General features: G+C 56.6%; 19 protein-coding genes and 1 tRNA gene. 8 read left to right on the forward strand and 12 right to left on the reverse strand.

From position 1 onward, the window contains the following. Positions 1–2 precede the first annotated feature (2 nt). The 8 genes from DHN12_RS01375 to DHN12_RS01410 form a co-directional block, all read right to left on the reverse strand. Complete coding sequence (locus DHN12_RS01375; protein ID WP_108858573.1) at positions 3–1,226, reverse strand: BatD family protein; 1,224 nt, start codon at positions 1,224–1,226, stop codon at positions 3–5. Then, positions 1,223–2,728, reverse strand: coding sequence for a VWA domain-containing protein (locus DHN12_RS01380; protein WP_108858574.1), 1,506 nt, complete (start codon positions 2,726–2,728; stop codon positions 1,223–1,225). Before DHN12_RS01380 ends, DHN12_RS01375 begins: the two co-directional genes overlap by 4 nt. Further along, on the reverse strand, positions 2,725–3,708 hold the full coding sequence (locus tag DHN12_RS01385; protein ID WP_108858575.1) for a VWA domain-containing protein: 984 nt from the start codon (positions 3,706–3,708) through the stop codon (positions 2,725–2,727). The genes DHN12_RS01380 and DHN12_RS01385 overlap by 4 nt, the downstream gene beginning before the upstream one ends. After that, on the reverse strand, positions 3,708–4,181 hold the full coding sequence (locus DHN12_RS01390) for a DUF4381 domain-containing protein (protein WP_108858576.1): 474 nt from the start codon (positions 4,179–4,181) through the stop codon (positions 3,708–3,710). Before DHN12_RS01390 ends, DHN12_RS01385 begins: the two co-directional genes overlap by 1 nt. Beyond that, positions 4,178–5,125, reverse strand: a complete 948-nt coding sequence (locus DHN12_RS01395) for a DUF58 domain-containing protein (RefSeq protein WP_108858577.1) — start codon at positions 5,123–5,125, stop codon at positions 4,178–4,180. Before DHN12_RS01395 ends, DHN12_RS01390 begins: the two co-directional genes overlap by 4 nt. Positions 5,126–5,142: 17 nt before the next feature. Then, on the reverse strand, positions 5,143–6,120 hold the full coding sequence (locus tag DHN12_RS01400) for a MoxR family ATPase (protein WP_108858578.1): 978 nt from the start codon (positions 6,118–6,120) through the stop codon (positions 5,143–5,145). Between the two features lie 108 nt (positions 6,121–6,228). Then, positions 6,229–7,341 carry an acetoin utilization protein AcuC gene (locus DHN12_RS01405; RefSeq protein ID WP_234416523.1) on the reverse strand — a complete coding sequence of 371 codons (1,113 nt, stop codon included), beginning with the start codon at positions 7,339–7,341 and terminating at the stop codon, positions 6,229–6,231. Between the two features lie 3 nt (positions 7,342–7,344). Further along, entirely contained in the window at positions 7,345–8,430 is a 1,086-nt protein-coding gene (locus tag DHN12_RS01410; protein ID WP_108858579.1) for an AI-2E family transporter, read from the reverse strand. A gap of 178 nt (positions 8,431–8,608) precedes the next feature. On the opposite strand from DHN12_RS01410, the gene DHN12_RS01415 reads away from it, so the two are divergent. The 3 genes from DHN12_RS01415 to DHN12_RS01425 all read left to right on the forward strand — a co-directional run bounded on the left by DHN12_RS01415 (position 8,609) and on the right by DHN12_RS01425 (position 11,659). Next, positions 8,609–9,475 (forward strand): YihY/virulence factor BrkB family protein, encoded by an 867-nt coding sequence (locus DHN12_RS01415; RefSeq protein WP_108858580.1) that lies wholly within the window; start codon positions 8,609–8,611, stop codon positions 9,473–9,475. Next, positions 9,472–11,373 carry a multiheme c-type cytochrome gene (locus DHN12_RS01420; RefSeq protein WP_234416524.1) on the forward strand — a complete coding sequence of 634 codons (1,902 nt, stop codon included), beginning with the start codon at positions 9,472–9,474 and terminating at the stop codon, positions 11,371–11,373. The genes DHN12_RS01415 and DHN12_RS01420 overlap by 4 nt, the downstream gene beginning before the upstream one ends. A gap of 97 nt (positions 11,374–11,470) precedes the next feature. Further along, positions 11,471–11,659, forward strand: a complete 189-nt coding sequence (locus DHN12_RS01425) for a hypothetical protein (RefSeq protein ID WP_108858581.1) — start codon at positions 11,471–11,473, stop codon at positions 11,657–11,659. 1 nt (position 11,660) lies between these two features. Here DHN12_RS01425 and DHN12_RS01430 read toward each other — a convergent pair whose 3' ends face one another. Together DHN12_RS01430 and DHN12_RS01435 are read right to left on the reverse strand one after the other, a co-directional pair. Then, positions 11,661–12,377 carry an RlmE family RNA methyltransferase gene (locus tag DHN12_RS01430; RefSeq protein WP_058271698.1) on the reverse strand — a complete coding sequence of 239 codons (717 nt, stop codon included), beginning with the start codon at positions 12,375–12,377 and terminating at the stop codon, positions 11,661–11,663. Further along, positions 12,377–13,489 carry a Ppx/GppA phosphatase family protein gene (locus DHN12_RS01435; protein ID WP_108858582.1) on the reverse strand — a complete coding sequence of 371 codons (1,113 nt, stop codon included), beginning with the start codon at positions 13,487–13,489 and terminating at the stop codon, positions 12,377–12,379. The genes DHN12_RS01430 and DHN12_RS01435 overlap by 1 nt, the downstream gene beginning before the upstream one ends. A 240-nt stretch (positions 13,490–13,729) precedes the next feature. On the opposite strand from DHN12_RS01435, the gene DHN12_RS01440 reads away from it, so the two are divergent. The 5 genes from DHN12_RS01440 (at position 13,730) to DHN12_RS01460 (ending at position 17,713) form a co-directional block, all read left to right on the forward strand. Next, the gene (locus tag DHN12_RS01440; protein WP_058271696.1) at positions 13,730–14,026 is read left to right on the forward strand and encodes a virulence factor; all 297 of its coding nucleotides are present in this window, start codon (positions 13,730–13,732) and stop codon (positions 14,024–14,026) included. A gap of 26 nt (positions 14,027–14,052) precedes the next feature. Beyond that, a complete protein-coding gene (locus tag DHN12_RS01445) occupies positions 14,053–14,979 on the forward strand; it encodes a 5,10-methylenetetrahydrofolate reductase (protein WP_108858583.1) in 927 nt (308 codons plus the stop codon). A gap of 9 nt (positions 14,980–14,988) precedes the next feature. Beyond that, on the forward strand, positions 14,989–16,050 hold the full coding sequence (locus DHN12_RS01450; RefSeq protein WP_058277989.1) for a methyltetrahydrofolate cobalamin methyltransferase: 1,062 nt from the start codon (positions 14,989–14,991) through the stop codon (positions 16,048–16,050). 385 nt (positions 16,051–16,435) lie between these two features. After that, positions 16,436–16,509: transfer RNA gene (locus DHN12_RS01455), tRNA-Gly, on the forward strand. A gap of 241 nt (positions 16,510–16,750) precedes the next feature. Further along, positions 16,751–17,713, forward strand: coding sequence for a DUF6492 family protein (locus tag DHN12_RS01460; protein WP_108858584.1), 963 nt, complete (start codon positions 16,751–16,753; stop codon positions 17,711–17,713). A 633-nt stretch (positions 17,714–18,346) separates the two neighbouring features. On the opposite strand, the gene DHN12_RS01465 is transcribed toward DHN12_RS01460, so the two are convergent. Both DHN12_RS01465 and DHN12_RS01470 read right to left on the reverse strand, forming a co-directional pair. Further along, positions 18,347–19,204, reverse strand: a complete 858-nt coding sequence (locus DHN12_RS01465; protein ID WP_108858585.1) for a class I SAM-dependent methyltransferase — start codon at positions 19,202–19,204, stop codon at positions 18,347–18,349. A gap of 25 nt (positions 19,205–19,229) precedes the next feature. Beyond that, positions 19,230–21,272, reverse strand: coding sequence for an ASKHA domain-containing protein (locus DHN12_RS01470; RefSeq protein ID WP_108858586.1), 2,043 nt, complete (start codon positions 21,270–21,272; stop codon positions 19,230–19,232). Positions 21,273–21,301: the final 29 nt, after the last annotated feature.

The following is a 21,301-nucleotide window of genomic DNA, read 5'->3' on the forward strand; positions in this document are numbered from 1 at the left end:
CCCTACGGGTTAAGCGGCGGTAGCGGGTTCCGAGCGCGGTGTTCCGCTTGTTTCATACCCTTGAGTTCGGACAATGCCGCAGCCCAAGCCTCAGGTATTGAGCCGGTGCGGGATGAGTATCTTGCGGCCCCAATCCTAGCCAGTTGCTCTTCCAGGCCAATTGCTTTTTCGGGGGCATCGCTGCGCAGTTTCCACAACTCCAAGGCAGAATAAGACATTGAGATATCATTGGCTTGCAAGGCTTTCCTCAATGCACCCAGCGCAAAGTCCGAAGATATTTGATATCTGTCGCGCCGCGCCTGTTTCCAACTTGTGACACGCGGACCAAGGAACCGTACAAATGCCCAAAGAACCAGTGTCAAACCGGCCGCCAAGGCAAGCAACTTGAAAATCGTATTCGCATCCGGTGGCTGCCACTTTGGTGGCGCAAGCGTTAGATCAACCGCGTCGATATCAATTTTCTCAATCTGATTGGTGTTCAGATTGTACCACCGGATCGTGATAGGCTGCAGTTGGGTCTGGCCACCTTGTTGCGCAAGATAGACGATCTCATCAACGCGCTGGCCAGACAGAACACCCCGGTCTTCACTTTCGGTAATACGTGGCTCTTTCGGATAGGCGCTCAGAAGCGGGTCCTGCATGTCGGGGATCAATTCAGGCACCAGAAGGGGCGTCGTGCCGGCAATTTTGGCAGTCAGGCGTCGAGTGATGGCACCCCCGTTTTCCATTTCGGTTGATCCGTCGATCTGCTGGTCGACCGTGAACCCCGTGGCCAGGATCAGCGGGTCCAGATCGCGAGCGCCCTCTGGTACAACGGCGTTCAAGGCCATTTCGGGCAAGGGAACACTGACCGTCGTTGGAGCATTCGTTTCGGGATCGGCAAAGGTCACCACAACCTCTTGCTTGCCGAATTCAATCGGCCCAGCCTGAAGCGGATACAGACGGTAGCTGCGTTGAACACCGGACCAGGTCTCGCCATCCACAGTTTCGCTGATTGGGCCGGAAGCACGCTCAGGCAGGCGAACAAGCATGTTTTCTTGTTCGAGCGACGGAAAAACCGGCGGGGACGGCATGAAAGTGGGGACAAGTACTTTTATCCGTACGATGGCCGGTTGCCCGACAGTAACCGGATCGGTCGGTGCCTCGGCTGTGACCTGCGGTTGAACACCTGTCTGCGCGCCCAGTTGTAGCGGGAAAAACAGCATGAGGAATATGAGGTATCTCATTGCTGCTGCTCCTGATTTTCCAACAGGAAGCGATTTCGCAGAAAGTCCTGCATATCTGTGTCGATCGTGCTGATCCACTGATCGGCAGACATTGCCTGCGCACCTTCGGTCGGGGCCTGAATGGTTGTGTCCTCGCCGCGCCCGGCTTCATTGTCAAAGACTGTGTCATCGGCCCCGATGCCGGCTTCTTCGCCTGTGTCCGACTGCTCTCGGGTTGTTTCAACGAATTCGAGGATTGCTTTGGAAACTTCCAGGTTGTGCTGCGCTTCGGGCCAGTCTGGCTGACGCTCCAAAGCTGTTTCAAATGCTGCTATGGCTGGCCTGTACTCGCGGTTTCGAATGCGCGCCATCCCCTCGGAGAACGCAGCCTCAGGCGTGTCCAGTTCGGCAAAGACTGCTGCTGCTTCGGGGTACTGACCTGCTTTCAGCCGCGCATAGCCCTTATGATACGGGTCTTCAAATAGCTCTGCCGCCTGAGCGTAGCGTTTTTGGTTCATCGCAATCTGCCCCTGTTGATCCGGCGTCAAGAACCAATCCAGCCAACCATCGGCATTTGCGGGCCCTGATGGAGCTGTAAAAAACATAGCTAGCAATACCAAACGGATCACCCAACCGCGTCGGAACCAAAGCAATGACAAAAACGCGGCGGGCCAGGCCAACATCCACCCTCTGTCCTGCCAGTCCAATCGATCATCGTCATCCAGCGCCGCAGTGTAAGCCGATTGAATTTGACGTTCTAAGCGTTTGATATCACGTTCATCGTTAGAGAACGGAACAATCGTCGCGGTCCTCAGGTCGTTTAACTGAGCGATGTTTTGACCGTTCGGCAGCATGGTCAGAAAAAACACGGGCACGGTCGTGTTCTCAAAAGCAGAGAGTTGAGACGGGTCGAGGTCGTCCAGAACGAACAGGACTGCACCGGGTGTATCACTGTCGTTCAGGATCGTTTCGGCAAGGGTCAGTGCATCTGCGGCTGAATCCCCTTGTTTTGGCATGACTGCTGGCGCGAGGCCTTCCAAAAGCGGGCGCAGGATGTTGGCGTCTTCGGTCAGGGGCGCAACGCTGTGTGGGGTTCCGGCGTAGGCAATCAACGCCGTCTGTGCTCCGACACGCGCATTGATAAGATCAGTCACTTTGAACTTGGCCCGATCCAGTCGGGATGGTGGCAGGTCCGGTTCCTCCATACTGTCCGTGACTTTCAGTGCTATTACCAGCGGTGCCGTGTCCGCGACCAAAGGGTTCGGGGCCCGTGACCATGTCGGTCCGGCCGCGGCTAAGGTGACAAGGATTGCTGCGATCATCGCGACGTCTATCGGGTACACACGCTTCTTGTTTTCTGCCCCCAGGGTCAGGGCGGCGGCAAGGTGCGGCGCGATGCCGGTTATGGATTGGGAGTGCGAATTGGGTTTGGGCCGCATCACCCACCAGAGTATCGCAATAGGGATGAGGAACAGCAGCCAAGAGGCTCGCAAGAAATGGAAATCTGCCAACGCGTCGCTCATGCTGCACCTCGGCGCCGCTGGATTACAAGTTGACCAATCATAGTGACGAGCATTGTCAGCAATGCCAACGCAAGCGGGTAATGTGCAAGGCTTTCGCGTGGCCTGTAGCTTTGCGTTTCCACGACCCGGGGGTTGAGTTCGTCAATGCGTGCGTATGTGTCAGCCAACGCTTCTTCGTCGTCTGCAAAGAAGTATTCGCCGCCCGTACGGTCTGCGATGTCCTTCAAGGCATCCAGATCAACCCGGTCCTCGCCCGAGGCGTCTGGGTCGCCAACGCCGATCGTATAGATGACGACGCCTTTCTCGGCCGCGATTGTTGCGGCGTTTACCGGCGTCATGCGGCTGGACGTATCCGCCCCGTCGCTTAGAACGATCATCAGGCGCTGGTCGACCTCGCTGGAGTCAAAGGTGCGTATGCCCAGACCAATTGCATCCCCCAACGCAGTATTGGGACCGGCCATGCCAACTTGAGTTTGATCCAGGAACCCGTTCAAACTGTTTAGATCTTCCGTGAAGGGGGCTTGGACAAAGGCCCGAGTACCAAAGATGATTAAAGCCATCCGGTCACCTTGGCGTTCGGCTATGAACCGACGCAATACATCCTTAACCGCGGCCAGCCTTTGTTTTGGAGCGCCATCCGTTGTTGTGAAGTCCCGCTGGTCCATCGATCCCGAAATGTCCAAGGCAAGCACCACGTCGCGCGCCGACTTTTCGATAACCAAAGGTTCACCAAGTTTTTCGGGGCGGGCCATGGCAGCTACCAAAAGAAGCCAGATCAATGCGATTGTGGCGGCCTGAAACCGTGCGTGTTGGGGAATGGCGGATCCTGAGTTAGGTTCAACCCCAGCGGCCTGTGCGACATGGCGAAAGAATGGGATGCGGATCGAGTTGCTTTTTTCGCGATACGGTGGGGCAAGCCCATACACTAAAAATGGCAACGGGAGCAGGAGGAAAACCCAAGGCGCGGCAAAGGAGAACATCACGCTGTCCTTTCCCGCTTGTGTGATTTGATCCAATTTCGCGCGAGATTTTTGAGATCAGGACCGGCTTTTACATCTCTGTATGGTGCTTCCAAAAGTTGGCGACTACGGCCGTCAGTAAAGCTAACATTATCAGATGTTTGGTTTAAGAAGTTTGTCCAATCTTCTCCATGCAACGCAGCGACCTCTCGACGTGGATAAGCGACCAGCGCCGTGCGGCGGAGTATCTCGGCTATCTTTGCGGCGTCGTTGTCTGACGCGGCCAACTCGACCAATGCCTCGCGCCGGTAAGCGTTCGTCTGGCGGTGGCGAAGAAAGGCGTAAACGGCAAGGATGATAAGGTCAGCAAGGATTAAGGCTAAAACGCCCCATCCCCATGTCTGCGGAATCATGGATATGGGCTCGGGCACCGGGGCAGGTTCCAGCATGTCCAGCAGGTCGACCAGTGATTTACCTTCGACATCGACGCTCATCTTCGGGCTCCGGGATGACCAAATAGCTTGAGCAACTGGTCGAGCGTCGGTTCCGCCGTGGTCAGCGGTACTACGGAAAATCCATAGCGGCGCGACCAAGTCTGTAGCTGGGCAAGTCGATCTTCCAGCGCTGTTCTTATTCGGTGCGACAAATCGCGGTCCGAACTGTCGAGTTCAATCTGACGGTCGCCATCGGACACCGTAAGCCGAAGGTTCGGGGCAAGTTCACGCGAACTGGGATCAGAAATATTGAACAATATCAGATCATTCGAGGTAGAAAGTCTTCTAAGTAGTTTCTCTGACACCTCATTCAGCCCATCGAAATCGGAAAAGACACACACCAAAGTATTTGTATGCGCGATCCGCGCGGCCTGTTTCAGCATATCATTCAACGCCACGGTTGGTTCATCCCGCAACGTTGCGCGCAGTTTTGAATTCAGCGCGCCCACCGATGACAGGAACTGCGTCAGGGCAACTGGTCGGCGTTTGGGCCGGTGTTCGGCCACATCGGTATCGCCAAAGACGATCCCACCGACCCGGTCGCCTTGCCCCAGCACCCGGTGTGCAGCTATCGCCGCGGCTTCGGCCGCGATGACCGATTTCATATAGACTTGTGTGCCGAAAAACATCGAAACGCGCTGGTCCACAAGCAAAAGGGCGGGGCGGTCGCGTTCCTCGGTATAGACCCTAACATGGGGTTCTCCGGTGCGCGCGGTCACTTTCCAGTCGATGGTACGGATGTCATCCCCGGGCAAGTAGTTTCGCAGTTCTTCAAAGTTCAGACCGCGCCCGCGCAAGCGTGAGGCATGCCGGCCGTTTAGGATCGAACGGGCAGGTTGGCGGGGCAGCAGGCTGATCGCGCGAGACTTTGGACCCAGCTTTAACAGGTGGTCCGCATCAACGTGTATGCGCGGGTCGTCGGGATATGCGGCGGTCTTGGACACGCGGCGTTCCTTTGGTTTCAGGGCAGCGCAACAAGCTGCAGGATTTCCGAAATCACATCATCCGCCGATTTGGCGCTGCCTTGTGCCTCGAAGCTCAGGGTGATGCGGTGGCGGAATACATCATGTGCGATGGCGCGAATATCGGCCGGGTCGACATAGTCGCGTTGGTTCATCCAGGCATGCGCGCGACCACATTTGTCCAAGGCAAGCGAGGCGCGCGGGCTTGCTCCGATGTCGATCCAGCTTGCCAGCTCGTCACTCAACGCGCCGGGCGTCCGCGTGGCTTGCACCAGATCGGCCATGTAGCGGTCCATGGCGTCTGATACGTGGGTCTGGCCGATTTCGGCCCGTGCAGCAAATACAGCGTCCTGAGGGATTGCCGGCGGTGTTTCTTTGGATGCGCTTTTGCCCGCCGCGATTTCTTCGCCTCGGACCAGACGGATCACCTCAACCTCATCCTCAACCGGCGGGTAGGTGATCTGAACATGCATCAGGAACCGGTCCATTTGCGCTTCGGGCAATGGGTAGGTGCCTTCCTGTTCAATCGGGTTCTGGGTGGCCATCACAATAAACAGCGGTTCCATTTTATGCGTGGTTCCCGAGACGGTTACTTGCCGTTCTTCCATCGCCTCAAGCAACGCAGCCTGAACTTTGGCGGGGGCGCGGTTGATCTCGTCCGCGAGAACGATATTGGCGAAGATAGGTCCTGGTTCGAACCGGAATGTGCCACCGTCATCGGTCTGCTGAAACACCTCGGTCCCCGTGACGTCCGATGGCAGCAGATCCGGAGTGAACTGAATCCGGCTGAAACGTGCATCCAGGTTGCGGGCCATTGCCTTGACCGCGCGGGTCTTGGCCAAACCGGGAAGCCCTTCGATCAGCAAGTTTCCGTTGGCCAACATCCCGATCAGCAGGCGGTCGATCACGTCAGTCTGTCCGATTATGGATTGTCCCATTCGGGCTTTGAGATCATTTATCTGATTAAGTGCATTCATTTGGCGGGTCCAATCGGCGTCAATTTTCCAAACTGACTTTGTGATTTTGTGCGGTAATTAGAAAATGTGTCGTAACAGCGGTATGTTAGCAGCCTTTGTTTCGCCGATCTACTGTGAAATCCGCCCAGTCAGACGGCGCAAATCTTCCTTCAATTCTGGTCGGATTGGTCCGTGATTTGGCGCGTCGCGCAGCGTTCGAAGCCAGTGAATCGGAGGATTTCGGCCAGCTGCCCGGTTCCAGGTCAATGCGTCGAGGATGGCTTGCGCGTCTGCCTCCAGCACTTCGGGGATGTCGAGGTCGTTCAAGGTGGCCCAAACACCAGTCCACAACCGGCCAACCGACCACGGGTTATATCCGCCCCCGCCCAGGACCAGAACGCGGGGCGCAAGACCTTTCAGTGCGGCGACGGCCTTCCAGTGAGAATTGTTGGACAGCGCCAGGCGCGACAGCGGGTCCTCGGCAACCGCATCGGCGCCGCATTGCAGGACAAGGGCTTGCGGTTTGAAGGCCTCTGCCGCGGGCAGGATCAGCTGGTCGAGAATGGCGCCAAATTCATCATCGTTGAGGTTTCTGGACACCGGAAGGTTAAACGCCGCGCCGCCTGCACCATCATCAAGCTTGCCGGTGAACGGCCACCGTCGGGCTTCATGAATGGAAATCATCCGAACCGTTTCCAAACCCTGAAAGGCGGCCTCGACCCCGTCGCAGTGATGGGCGTCGATATCGACGTAGACAATCCGGTCTAGGCCCATTCGCAACAGTGTCAGGATCGCCAAAACCGGGTCGTTCAGATAACAAAACCCATTGGCACGGTCGGGCAGGCCGTGATGTGTTCCGCCCGCAGGGTTGTAAACGATGCCGCCATCGCGGATCAGTTCAGCGCCCAACATTGATCCTCCGGCCGCAGTGGCGGGGCGTCTGTACATCTCTGGGAATACCGGGTTGGACAGCGTGCCCAGCGCATAGGTCGAGCGTACATCATCCGAGACGCTTTGAGCTCTTTCCGCGGCCTGCAGCGCATCTATGTAGTCCGGCGTGTGAAAGCGGTGCAGCGCGCCGGGTTTTGCGCGGGGGCTGACCCTGTAATTTTCCGAATTGATCCAGCCCAGCGCGCGGCACAGGTCCATGACGGTGGAGACGCGCGGGATAGCCAGCGGGTGTTTTGAACCATAGGTCGAATGGCGATAGATCTCGGACCCTATGAAGATCGGGTTTTGCACAGATTATTGGGTCCGTGCGGGTGCGTTGTCATCACCAAGGCGGCCATCAAGAGACATCAGAATAGCCACTGGCCTAAGGGCAGGAATGTGGCTGAAGATGATCAGAATGCAGACAGTCAAAGGAACACTCAGGAATGCACCGATCAGCCCCCAAACGGTTGTCCAGAACGTTAGCGCGAGGATCACCAGAAACGTAGACATGTTCAGCGACCGGCCCAGCAAGGCAGGGTCAACAAAATTGCCGATCAGAAACTGGATGGTGCCGCAACCGAACACGATGATCAGGAAAGGCCCGATCGTTTCATATTGAACGAGGGCAATCATGGCCGGAAAGATTACGGCGATGATCGAACCGATAGACGGGATGAAGTTCAGCGCAAAAGTCAGCACGGCCCATGTTTCGGCGTATTCAAGTCCAAGCGCCTTGAAGACCGAGTAACTGATGCCCGCCGTGACCAGACTGATGAAGGTTTTTACCCCGACATAGCGCTGCAGGCTGTCGGTGATCGCATCCAGAATTGTGGTGAATTCGGCCCCGGTTTCGGGATTGCCCGCAGCCAGTTGTATCTTTTTGCGAAAGGCCAGACGCTCGGCCATCAGGAAGGCCACGTACAGGCTGATCAGGAAGAACTGGTTCAGCAGCGATGTTGCACTGCTGAGCAACACACGCGCGACATAGGACATGTCGATACTGACCAGATTGTCGCGGATGAAAGTGGTGACGTCATTGCCAACCAGCCCCGTGACCCGGTTCACGGCGCCGTCGAACTGGGTTTCATACGTGCTGATCGATCGGGCGAACTGCGTCGCCTGGCTTCCGAGGATATACATGATCACGAACAAGCCAGCCAAAACAACTGTGACTGCGGCGATGTTGGCCAGCCAGACGGGCACGCGCGCCAACGAGATAACCCGGTCGCTCAGCGCAATGATCAAAACGTTGATCAACAAAGCCATGGTCAGCGGGATCAGGAATGCTGAACCCGCGTAAAGTCCCAATACAATCAGTGTGGCGACAATTGTCGCATCCCGAACAACCGACAGCTTCAGCCGCGGACCGCTCGTGTTCTGATTAGGTTCCAAAGTCATCGCTTAGCCCGCCTGTAATGCCGCGTGGCACGTTACAACGATTGATGGTCGCTCTGGAAACTGATCCTGCACGGCTGAGCGAGATTCTGCAATGTGCCCAAACATTTGGGCGAGATAATTTACGTTCTCAAGGGATTTGCCATTTCAGAGCAAAGCCGAGGCGGGTTAGGCTGAGCGCATGAATGCACGTGTGATTCCCTCAATTGGCCGGCCAGTTCAGGCGCTGTGGCTGGCCGTAGTGCGGTTCAACAACAAAAACGGGTTCGTGATGAGCAGCCACGTTGCCATGTCCCTGATGCTGGCTTTGTTTCCATTTGTGTTGTTCACAGTGGCTTTGGCGGGGTCGTTGTCTCAGGGTTATGTCACCGACGAACTGATTGAGCTTGTGTTTGGAGCGTGGCCCAAAGATGTCGCGGGGCCAATCGTGGCTGAATTGCGGGCCGTCCTGCAGGAATCCGGCTCGGGCGTCATAACGCTGGGTGGTCTACTTGCGATCTTCTTCGCCTCGAACGGTGTGATGGCGGTGCGGGCGGCCATGAACCAAGCTTATCACGATAGCGACGTTTGGCCGTTCTGGAAAACCCGGTTGCTGTGCCTGGGGCTGGTGATTGTTGGTGGTGTTGCCATTCTGGCCATTGCCGCGGTCGAAGTTGTTTTGCCCGCCTACACCCAACTAGTAAGCGAGAAGACTGATGTGAACGTGTCGGACTGGTTGTCGGTAGACAGGTTGCGCTGGACCTTCACGGTGGCGGTTCCGGCGGGCACTGTCCTTTTGGCGCATCTGATCCTGCCAACGCGGCGGCACAAGCTGATGCAAATTCTGCCGGGCGTTGTTCTGACGTTGGCCTTGTGGGCGGCCGGCGGGTGGGGGTTTTCGATCTATATCGCTCAATTCGCCAGCTACAGCGCCACGTATGCGGGTTTGGCGGGCGTCATGGCGGCGCTGATCTTTTTGTACCTGTGCGCGGCAATTCTGATCCTTGGCGCCGAATACAACGGCGCTTTGATGGATCTGGAAGACAATCTGGATCGGGGTTCTCAGTGAAATTTCTGGCGTTGTGTGTCGGGCTGTTTGTGCCTATGGCCGCCTTTGGCCAGTCTCCAGCATATGTCGGGTCGGATCAATGTGCCGATTGCCACAAGGACGAGGCGGCGGCATGGTCCAATTCCCACCACGCGCTGGCTTGGACCGAGGTCGAAGACGTTGCGGTTGTTGCCGATTTTGGCGGAACGCGGTTCGACCATGACGGGATGTCAGTCGAATTCACCGACACCGAAGGCGCGCTGAGCGCAAAAGTCACGGAAAAAGACGGGGTGACCACCGAATACGGGGTACATTCCGTCGTCGGCATTGAGCCGTTGCAGCAATACCTATTCGAAACAGAACCCGGCCGGTTGCAGAGTTTCGACGTTGTTTGGGATACCGAGAACAAGCAGTGGTTTCACCTTTACCCGGATCAAGATTTACCCCCCGATGACGGGTTGCACTGGACCGGACCTTACAAGAACTGGAATGCGCGGTGTGCGGAATGTCACGCGACTGGTTTTGAGAAACAATACAACGCTGAAACCAGAACATACGACTCGGTACAGGCCGAGATCGGGGTAGGGTGCGAAAGCTGCCATGGCCCGGGTTCGGCACATATCGAGTGGGTCGGGGGGCAAAGCCTGCCGCTGGATCTGGGCGACACCGGGTTCCTGATGGATTGGGGTAAAGGCCAGACCGAGGCCGAGATTCAGCAATGCGCCGGGTGTCATTCCCGTCGTGAGGCGCATGGAGATGGCAACCCGCTGCCCGGAACGCCCTATCATGACGCCTACAATCTGGCGGTCCTGCGTCCGGGGTTGTACCACCCGGACGGTCAGATTTTGGATGAAGTCTATGTGTACGGCTCGTTCCTGCAATCCAAGATGTATGACCGCGGCGTGGGTTGCATGGATTGTCACGAGCCGCATAGCGCGAGTCTGAGGGCAGATGGAAACGGGGTGTGTACGCAGTGTCACTCGCCTGCCGCGAATCCCAAGTTTCCAACTCTGGCTGCCAAAGAGTACGACGCGCCGGAACATCACAATCACCCAGAGAATAGCGAGGGTGCGCAGTGCAAGTCCTGCCATATGATCGAGCGTGTCTATATGGGTGTCGACGGCAGGCGCGATCACAGTTTCCGTGTACCTCGTCCCGATTTGGGGCTTGGGCAGGATGCCTGTACGGATTGCCATTCAGATCAGGATCAGACATGGGCCGCCCAGCAGATCGAAGGTTGGTTTCCGGACAGGGCGCATCGAGAGCCGCATTTTGGATCGGCCTTTCAGGCAGCAACGCTTGGTCGTGCGGATGGGCCAGACGAGCTACTGGACATCGCAACCGACCCTAATCAACCCGGCATCGTGCGCGCCACGGCTGCCTATCTGCTGCAACCTTTTGGGTCCGCAGATGTGGCGGCCAGAACAGCAGAACTGTTGGTGGACGAAGACGCTTTGGTTCGCGCAACGGCGGCACCGCTGCAGCGTCAGGCCAGCTTGCCCGATCAAATCCAACGGCTTGAGCCGCTGCTGTCCGACCCGTTGCGAAACGTCCGCATTTCGGCGGCAAAAGAGTTTCTGAACATTCCGCCGCAGGCTCTGACTGCGGAACAACAGCAATTGTCGGGGCAGGGCATGTCCGAGTGGCAGTCGGCGATTTCCAACCGTCTGGATTTTCCTGAAACGCATCTCGTGCTTGGCGGTATGGCCCTGACGTTCCGCAATGCGCCAGCGGCTGAGCGGGCGTTTCAAGAGGTCGTTGCGCTGGACCCGCAACGCGCCGAAGCATGGCCAATGCTGGTGCAACTGGCGCAGATCAATCGTGGGCCTCAGGCCGCACGCGATGTTCTGGAGCAGGGGTTAGGGATCATACCAGAGGACCCGAACCTTTTGCAGTTGAAACAACAACTGGGCCGCTGAAACGGCACGGCTTGGCCCGGTTTCCGTCATTTTCCCGGCAAATTTCATATTTACCGATCAAGCTGAGGCAAGAATTGCCCCAGCTTATAGGTGACACATGTTTCTCAAACCTGTCCACACGTCCAAGCTGAAAAAGCCACTGGCTTTGTCGCAACGGATCGAGGAATTGCGGGCCCGACCACCGGAATACATCAATCACGGCGAAGCGTTGTTGCTACAAGGTATTGCCGCCGCTTCACTGCGCGAACAGGTGCTGACCGAGGACCGGATTTCTCTGGACGATTGAGTCAGCCGCGGAACCCGGTTGCGACCACGAACTTCTCGGAACTGTCCGAACGCGACGCGGGTGGTTTCACATTCGCAACCTTGTCGAATTTCTGCTTCAGCAGCTTTTGCAGATCGCCCTCGGCGCCACCGGCCAGAACCTTGGCAACGAACGTGCCGCCTTCTTCCAGAACGTCAAAGGCGAAGTAAGCCGCCGTTTCGCACAGAGCCATGATGCGCATGTGGTCGGTTTGCTTGTGCCCAGATGACGACGCGGCCATGTCGGACATCACCACGTCAGCCTTGCCGCCCAGCCACTCTTTGACTTTGTCGTCGGCATCGTCTTCCATGAAGTCCAGCACATGTGCCTCGGCACCTGCGACCGGTTCAACCTCTTGCAGGTCGACACCCAAAACTGTGCCTATCCGTTTGCCGGAACGTTCTCCCAGCGCATTCACTCGTTTGACCGCGACTTGCAACCAACCACCCGGCGCACAGCCCAGGTCGACGACACGTGCACCTGGCACGAGGAACCGGTACTTTTCGTCCAGCTCCAATATCTTAAACGCTGCGCGCCCACGGTACCCTTCGACCTGCGCACGTTTCACATAGGGGTCGTTCAGCTGCCGCTCGAGCCAACGGGTCGAGCTGAGCTTACGCCCGCGTGCAGTCTTTACCTTGACCTTCAGGTCACGCTGCCCGCGCCCCGAGTTGTTTTTGCCACTTGGTGTCTTCGCCATCAGAACGGTCCGTCTTCCAGTACGCCGTCCGCGCTCATCTGCGCATAGAGCAAGCCTTCGCGCAGCCCCCGGTCCGCCACGGAAAGGCGGTCGGTAGGCCAGCATCTTAACAGCGCCTGCAAAATGGCCGAGCCGGACATGATCAGCGCCTGCCGGTCATCCCCAATCCGGGGATCACGTCGGCGACCCTGAGGGCCGAGTTCTAGATACCCTCGTATGACTTTGTCAATCTGATCGCTGGTCATGCGCAAACCATCGACCTTGGTCCGGTCATAGCGCTTGAGCCCAAGGTGCGAGGCCGCAACGGTTGTAACCGTGCCACTGGTACCGACGATCTGGAACCCAAGGCGGGCTTGCTCGTCCTTGTAAGGCGCGAAATCGGCGAGGTTTTCTTCGAAAAACCAACTCATCAGAGCAAAGCGAGCGGAGTCATCTTCGACGTCGTTAAACTGATCGCGCAGCGTTGCAACACCCAGTGGAACGCTGATCCAGTCGACGACTTTTGCCGCAGGGAAGGGGCTGTCAGTGGTGTGAAACCCGTGATGCAACCGCATGATCGCCGCTGGACGGTCCCGGCGCGGCACCGATGAGATGTCGATCCACACTAGTTCGGTTGATCCGCCACCAATATCCACGACCAACAATTGCTCGGTCTTGGTGGAAACAAGCGGTGCACAAGAGATCACGGCCAAGCGCGCCTCTTCTTCGGGCTGGATGATCTCGAGCGTCAGTCCGGTTTCGCGTTTGACCTGTCGGATAAATTCGCGTGAGTTTTTGGCACGCCTACACGCCTCGGTCGCGACCAGACGCATGCGCCTGACCTTGTTGCGTTTCAGCTTTTGCTGACAGATGCGCAGCGCCTGAATGGTGCGCGCCATCGAAGACCGAGACAGACGTCCGGTCCGTTCCAAACCCGCGCCCAACTGCACGGATTTAGAAAAACTGTCTACCACATGAAACCCACTGCCCTTGGGCTGGGCTATCAACATGCGGCAACTATTTGTTCCCAAATCCAGCGCCGCATACAACGCATCTGGATCGGGTCTTGCCGGCGCGGGGCTTTCGACCGCCTTCGGGAACGCGCCCGCACCTTTGGGACGCTTGGGCGCCATCTTGAACGCCCTCCGATTTTCGAGTTACCCCGACCATAGGTCGGGCGTGTGCGTCGTGCAAGACGCTCATTAAAGTGATGAGAATTTTGATATGCGTGTTTGCTTCAGACTTCGTTACAACCCCGGTATCCATCGTGGGCAAAAACGTCGCTGGAAATGCTCCTTGTGTCGAAAATCGACCGACTTGCCCCCACATAGACGTTTAGAACCGGTCCATCTGGTTAGGAGGAATCAAACGCAATGCCTGACGTCACCATTGTTTACTGGCGCGACATTCCCGCCCAAGTCATCGTCGGCAAGGGCCGTCGTGGCGCAAAGCGGCAATTAGAGGAGCGGTTCGAACAAGCCATCGACCGCGCAGCCATGAAGGTGAACGCCAAGGATAGCGATGCCTATCTGGCCGAATGGCGCAAGGCGGCCCCCTTTGCAGTCGACGGCGACCCGTCCGAGATTGCCGAGGCCGAAGCCACGCGTTTGGAAACGGAATACGATCAGGACCGCATCAAAGCCCTGATCGCCAATGACGGTTGGGCATGAGCCCGAGACATCTATGGGAGGCCGCAATGGCTTTGCTGAACTTCAAGAAACGTGATGTGGTCGAAAACGGCCCTGTAAACCCGACCGTCGAAGCCTTTTTGCAAGGCTATTCGATCGAAGTGATGCCGCGCACCGCTGAAAAGGTCGAAGATTTCCGCGCGTTGCTGCCCGAAGGTACGCGCGTTTACATCGCCCATATCGAAGGCACTCCGATCGAGGATATGGTCAAGACCGCCAAGCGGATTGCTGACGAAGGTTATCCGGTGATGCCGCACTTCCCTGCGCGGATCATCAAGGATGCCGCCACGCTGGAAAACTGGATTTCCATGTATCAGGGCGAAGCGGGCGTAGATCAGGCATTGCTGCTGGCCGGTGGCGTTGCCAACCCACACGGCGATTTCGACAGCTCGATGCAGTTGCTGGAAAGCGGTCTGTTCGACAAGGCGGGTTTCAAGCGCTTGCACGTAGCGGGTCACCCTGAGGGCAACAAGGATATCGACCCCGACGGCTCGACCAAGAATGTCGACGACGCGCTGCGCTGGAAGCAGAAATTCAGCGAGACCACGGATGCCGAAATGGCGCTGGCAACACAGTTTGCGTTTGAAGCCAAACCGATCATCGAATGGGCCGACAGTCTGAAAGAAGCTGGTATCGATATTCCAGTCCATATCGGTATAGCCGGTCCGGCCAAGCTGCAGACGCTGATCAAGTTCGCCATCGCCTGCGGTGTTGGCCCGTCGCTGAAGGTCCTGCAAAAGCGTGCGATGGATGTGTCCAAGCTGCTGCTGCCTTATGAACCGACCGATGTGATCACCGAGCTGGCCAACCACAAAGCTGCCAACCCGGATTTCAACATCACCAACGTACATTTCTTCCCGCTTGGCGGAATCAAGACCAACGCCAACTGGGCCATCAATAACGGCGGCGCTTCGGCAAAGCCTGTAAACTCCTAAGGAACGGACATGACGCGTACAGTCGTAGAATCAAAAACAAAAACTGCCGTTCTGGGCTTTGACGAACCGTTCTGCGTGATCGGTGAGCGGATCAATCCGACGGGCCGTAAGAAACTGGCGGCCGAGCTCGAAGCCGGCGATTTCTCGACTGTCGAGAAAGACGCGCTGGCGCAGGTTGCTGCAGGCGCAACCGTTCTGGATATCAACGCAGGCGTTGTCTACAACTCGAACCCCAACCCGAACGAGACTGAACCGCCACTGATGCGCAAGATCGTCGAGCTGGTGCAGGGGCTGGTTGACGTGCCGCTTTGTGTCGACTCGTCCGTTCCCGGCGCTCTGGAAGCTGGTCTTGAAGCTGCCGAGGGCCGCCCGTTGCTGAACTCGGTCACCGGCGAAGAGGATCGTCTGGAACTGGTTCTGCCGCTGGTCAAAAAATACAATGTGCCGGTTGTTGCGATCTCGAACGATGACACCGGTATTTCGGAAGATCCCGATGTGCGCTTCGAAGTGGCCAAGAAGATTGTTGAGCGGGCCGCCGATTTCGGTATCCCGGCGCATGACATCGTCGTTGACCCGCTGGTGATGCCCATCGGCGCGATGGCAACCGCTGGGCAGCAGGTCTTTGCGCTGGTCCGTCGCCTGCGCGAAGAACTGGGCGTAAACACCACTTGTGGTGCTTCGAACGTGTCCTTTGGTCTGCCAAACCGCCACGGGATCAACAATGCGTTCCTGCCGATGGCCATGGGCGCAGGCATGACGTCGGCAATCATGAACCCGGTGGCGCTGCCTGTGGGTCCAAAAAAGCTGGCCGAGAAGAAAGCTGAGGTCGAAGCCAAGGGGATCATTCTGCCTGCGGACATGGATGACGAAACCTTCTGTCAGCTGTTCGGTCTTGGTTCGACCAAGCCGCGCGCCGGTAAGGAAATGGAAGCCATCCGTGCCGCCAACCTGCTGACCAACAATGACCCGCACGGTGGTGAGTGGATTAGGTTTAACAAATCCCCGGAAGAGGCCGGCGCAGCAGGCGCTGTTGGTGGCCGTCGCGGTGGCGGGCGTCGTCGTCGCGCCTGACCCAATCGCTGTTCCAGTGAAAAAAGGCCGGACCATGTGTCCGGCCTTTTTTCGTATTGATGCTTATCGCCGCCGGAACCTGACAAGATCGCTACATTAGTGGCGATGTCGCGATACTGTCATGTACGAAGATGAGCAAACATCGTCCCCCAACTCAGGCAGACGCTGACCTAAGGAAGCGTTTGGGAAAAAGGAATACTTTTAAGGGTTGGTCGATCTGCAAGCACAACTGGCGTTGAGGCAAAAGGTATTTCTTTTTCACGGAACCAGGTGCGTTGTCCTGTTCGAAGGCTATAGTGCGTCTGGACGGAAAAAGGCGGCGCCGCTTTTCCGATGATGGGTTCTTGAAGTCGATGAGCCTCTGGTGATATCGATGAAAAACGCGGCGGGTATGATGTAATGGTAGCCTGTCAGCTTCCCAAGCTGAACGCGCGGGTTCGATTCCCGCTACCCGCTCCAATTTCTTCCCTATAGAAACAAATTGGAGTGGAATCGTGTGTTTCAACTCAGCGAATGAGGCAGCCAGATTTGTAGCGGCAATCCGGCGCATGCCTTTCGGTGATAATGGAGGTACCGATGTCTTCACTTTAGTTTCGCTGTGGACCGACATTCGGTTTCTATAGTGTTGGCAACTGAATGCACCTGATTCACAACCATTTTCGCACCTTAAAACACGTCGCAAGTATCTGAAGGCCCTGACATGATTACATTTGTTACTGTGGTTCATCACAGGGATTTAGCATTGTTAGCGTTGCAAGCAAAATCCATGGCTCAGTTTGTCGACCGAGAAACCACTTCCAAAATTATAGTTGTAGTCAACGATCAAAAAGAAAATCACATGAGGTCTGGTTTAGAAGAGATGCTTCCAAACTATGGTTCGCTCTCAGGGATCGTTACTTTTCTTAGTGGCGACGATATATTTATGAAAAGTTGGGCCGGATTTCCTGGGTTGAAGTCCCGGTATATCAACCGTTTGCAAGTTCATAGACACAGAGGTTGGCGAGGAAATAACGGTTATCGAATTCAGCAAGCGATTAAGTTGGCGTCGGGAAGGGTATCACCAACCGAGCAAATTGTGATCCTTGACGCAAAGAACTTGTTTGTCAGCCCTTTAACGAACAGGGATTTTTTTGGGCTTGAAAACAGACCTTTAACCTCCTTCCAACCCATAGTGGAGGGGATTCATGAGAATTGGTTGGCTGAGAGCCTCAATGTGCTCTCTATGAACAAAAGAACCTCTGATATTCCCGAAACGACTAAATTCGTTACTCCGTTTCCAGTCACCAAAGAAATACTAAGTGCTGTATGTCGAGATGTAGAAGCAAAAAGTGGAGCTTTGGAGGTGCTGTTCGCTTCCAGAAAAAGGCCATCGGAGTTTATGTTAATTAACGCGTGGGCGATTGATAACTTTGGGAGTCCAAGAAGCGTTTTCGGCGAAGAAAAACGACGACACGTAGGGTATTGGCCTGATGGCGGGCAGGTCGGATTCTTAGAAATGATGAGTGCCATTGATGACCCAAACACTCTTACTATCGCCGTACACTACAAGGCGCTGAAACTGCTTTCAAACAGAGAACTTGATAGGCTTGCTCTTGCTCTGGAAAAGAAAAATATTGGCTCACAGGCTGAAATTCTTTCGTTGTTGAATGATGTTAAGAGTTGAACTGCGCCATAGGCCAACTGTTCATCTTCTGCCTACTGATAGGATTATTTCTATCGATATCAAGTAGTTGAAGGAGGCGAGCACGGCACCCGTTGGATCGCCACCGATTTCACGATAGCAGTAGACCCCAACGTTATGTGCAAGATCGCGGGAAAACCGGATCGACCCATTGTGGACGTCGTCGAGGCGTATCTTGGTTCCATCGAGCAGGCGGAATTCGTAACCTGCGAGGATGTGCCGAGGTCGGAGGTGATACATGTCCGATAATGTCGCCTAAATTCTGGGCTGTGAGCCACAGAACGAGTCGCAAAAAGCCATCGCCGTGCATCTGGTCATCCAGACTCCGCAGCCGCGCCACAAGGGCCTGTTGATGCTGACAATTTTTTTGGCCGGTTTCAGTCCGGGGGCACTACAGCTTTGATGATGTTCGGTTCAACGTAGTTCAGAAAATCTTGAACAAGTTTATAAACGAATCTTCACCAGCGCAAATGATATTTAGCAAATAGCTGTGTATCAAATCAGCTTCCTAAGCTGAACGCGTGGGTTCGATTCCCGCTACTCACTCCAGAACTCAATTCGTCACCGGAAAAGCTAAAAAATCACCGCTTTGGACATGGGTGCGTCTGTGGTCATTTAATCCGGGCGACGCGCCTGAAACAGATTGATTTCAGCCGGGATATGTACCGCACCCTCGTTTGCAAAGGGGTGAAACGCTTCGGCGACGGCGTGTTGGATCACAGTCACGTCCTCGGGTTTACCATCGAAATGGGTGATAACGCGGGCAGCGGGGCCGACGCGGGTGCACAGGGCGGCGCAATCCAGCAAAGAGCCTTGAAAGTGCAGCATTAGGTCAACGGTTTCGGCGCGAACATTGCTTAGACCTGCCTTTTCCAGCAACCCGTTAACCCGTTCACGATCATGAAACGCCAAGGGGCCCGGTGCATTCCGGTCGACCTTGGGTGGCGTGCCCAGCCGTTCAGTGGCCGCGATGTGGGGTACTCTGAACCATGGGTTTCCGGGCAATGGCCCCCAGGCGGCAAAGGTCATCGTGCCGCCGGGCTTTAGCGCGCGGGTCATGTTGGCAAAGGCGGCAACCGTATCCTCAAAAAACATGACCCCAAATCGCGAGATCATGGCGTCTCGGTCCGCTGCTTCAAAGGCGTAGGTCTGGGCGTCGGCGAACTGGAAGGTGATGTTTTGCGATCCGGCATCGGATGCCCGTGCCGATGCGCGGTCCAGAAATGGCTGCGAGACATCGGCAGCCAGAACGTGCCCATCTGGCCCCACGGCATGTGCGGCGGCGATCGCGCTTGCGCCTGTACCGCAGCCGATATCCAGAACACGCATGCCGGGCTTCAATTCGGCGCGTTCCAGCGCCAAATCAAGGACAGGCGCCATCAGCTGATCCAGCTGGTCCTCATAGGTCAGCCATTTGGCTCCGGACGAAGATTTTCCCCAGTACTCAGCCTGTTCCTCGTTTGCGATCTGCATGTCGCCTCCCTTGCGTCAGAGGTGACTATGACCGCCTGCGCCGTCTGCGACCAGAGCCTTCTTCTCCACCACCGGCATTGAAGGAAGGCGAGGGCAGAGTGACCACCTGCGCCAATTCCGGGAACGGGTCCGTCTTGTGCGGAATGGCGTTAGCGGCAACGAAATGGTCCTGAAACTTCGGCTCGATGGCTGTTTCGACCTTAGTGATATCGCGCACGACACGCTCAATCTCGGACCGGGCACCAATGTTGCACAAGGCAATCCGTGCGCCGGTACCAGCCGCGTTGCCTGCACTTGAGACTTTGTTCAAGGGCGCATCGGGGATCATACCCAGCACCATCGCGTGCTTGGTCGAAATATGCGCTCCGAACGCCCCTGCCAGCACAACGCGATCCACAGTGTCGACGTTCATTTCATCCATCAACAGGCGCGCACCGGCATAGAGCGCGGATTTGGCTAGCTGGATGGCGCGGATATCGCCCTGCGTGACAGTGATGCGCGGACCGCCTTCGGCGCTGGCATCGTGGATCAGATAGGCGTGGGTGCGGCCTTCGGGGACGCAACGTACGGTGCCGGTCTGGTCTGCAGACCCGATCAGGCCGCTCTCGTCCAAAAGCCCGGCGATGCGCATTTCGGCGACCGCTTCGATAATGCCCGAGCCGCAGATGCCGGTGATGCCGCTTGTCGCAATCTCTTGATCGAAACCTTCCTCGTCGGACCATTTTTCGGACCCGATCACGCGAAAGCGCGGTTCCTTGCTGACAGGGTCGATTTCGATGCGCTCAATAGCGCCGGGTGCGGCTCGCTGGCCGGAACTGATCTGCGCGCCTTCGAATGCCGGGCCGGTGGGCGAAGAACACGCCAAAACGCGGCTGGTATTGCCCAGCAGGATTTCAGCATTGGTGCCCACGTCTACGATCAGCACAAGGTCTTCGGACTTTCCTGGTTCTTCTGACAGTGCCACCGCGGCGCAGTCGGCACCAACATGGCCCGCGATGCAGGGCAGGATATAGACCTGCGCGCGCGGGTTCATATTTGTCAGGTCCATCTCACGCGCAGGCAGGGACATGCTTTCCGAGGTCGCCAAAGCAAAGGGGGCCTGACCCAATTCAACCGGGTCCAGACCCAGCAGCAGGTGGTGCATCACTGGATTACAGACGAACACCGTTTCCACGATCAGTTCGGAGTTAATCCCGGCTTCCTCAGAGATTGATGTGGTCAGATCGTTGATCGCCTCACGCACGGCCCTGGTCATCTCCTGATCACCGCCCGGGTTCATCATCGAATAGGAAACGCGGCTCATAAGGTCTTCGCCAAAGCGGATCTGCGGGTTCATTAGGCCCGAGGACGCCTTGACCTCGCCGGTCTCCAGATCGGTCAGGTGCGCCGCGATTGTGGTGGAACCAAGGTCGATGGCCAGACCATAAAGCCCATGTTCATGCAATCCGGGCCAGATTTCTAGCACGCGCGCCACTTCATCCTTGTGGCCTTTGTGGAGGGCGACAGTGACCGCCCACTTACCCTTGCGCAGGACGGGCTGGAGCTTGGACATCAGCGAAAGATCGGCGGTGATGGCGTCAATGTTCCACTGCTCGTGCAGCGCGCGTTCCAGCCGTTCTAGATCGCCTGTTGGCGAATGCATGTCGGGCTCTTCCACCACCACGAAATACAGCCGGGTTGCCGGGTCCATCGTAATGGCCCGCGCGGTGGCGGCCTTGCGAACAACCTGACGGTGGACCTGGCTTTCGGGTGGGACATCGATCACGATGTCGCCCTGAACTGTCGCCTGGCAGCCCAGACGACGACCCGATTTCAAGCCGCGTTTGTCATCGTAACGCTGTTCGACCGCGTTCCATTCGCTCAGCGCGTTTTCGGATGCGGTTACGCCGTGTTTCGGAAACTCGCCATAGCTGGGCGTGATCTGACATTTCGAACAAATCCCTCGGCCGCCGCAGACCGAATCCAGATCCACACCCAACTGCCGTGCAGCGGTCAGAACCGGGGTTCCCACGGGGAAATGCCCGCGTTTGCCCGAAGGGGTAAAGACAACAAGGGGGTCGGTGGTCATTTTTGGCCTGCCTTTTGTATTCGCACGTA

Origin of the sequence: Ruegeria sp. Alg231-54, assembly GCF_900143525.1 — a bacterium.
GTDB lineage: Bacteria > Pseudomonadota > Alphaproteobacteria > Rhodobacterales > Rhodobacteraceae > Ruegeria.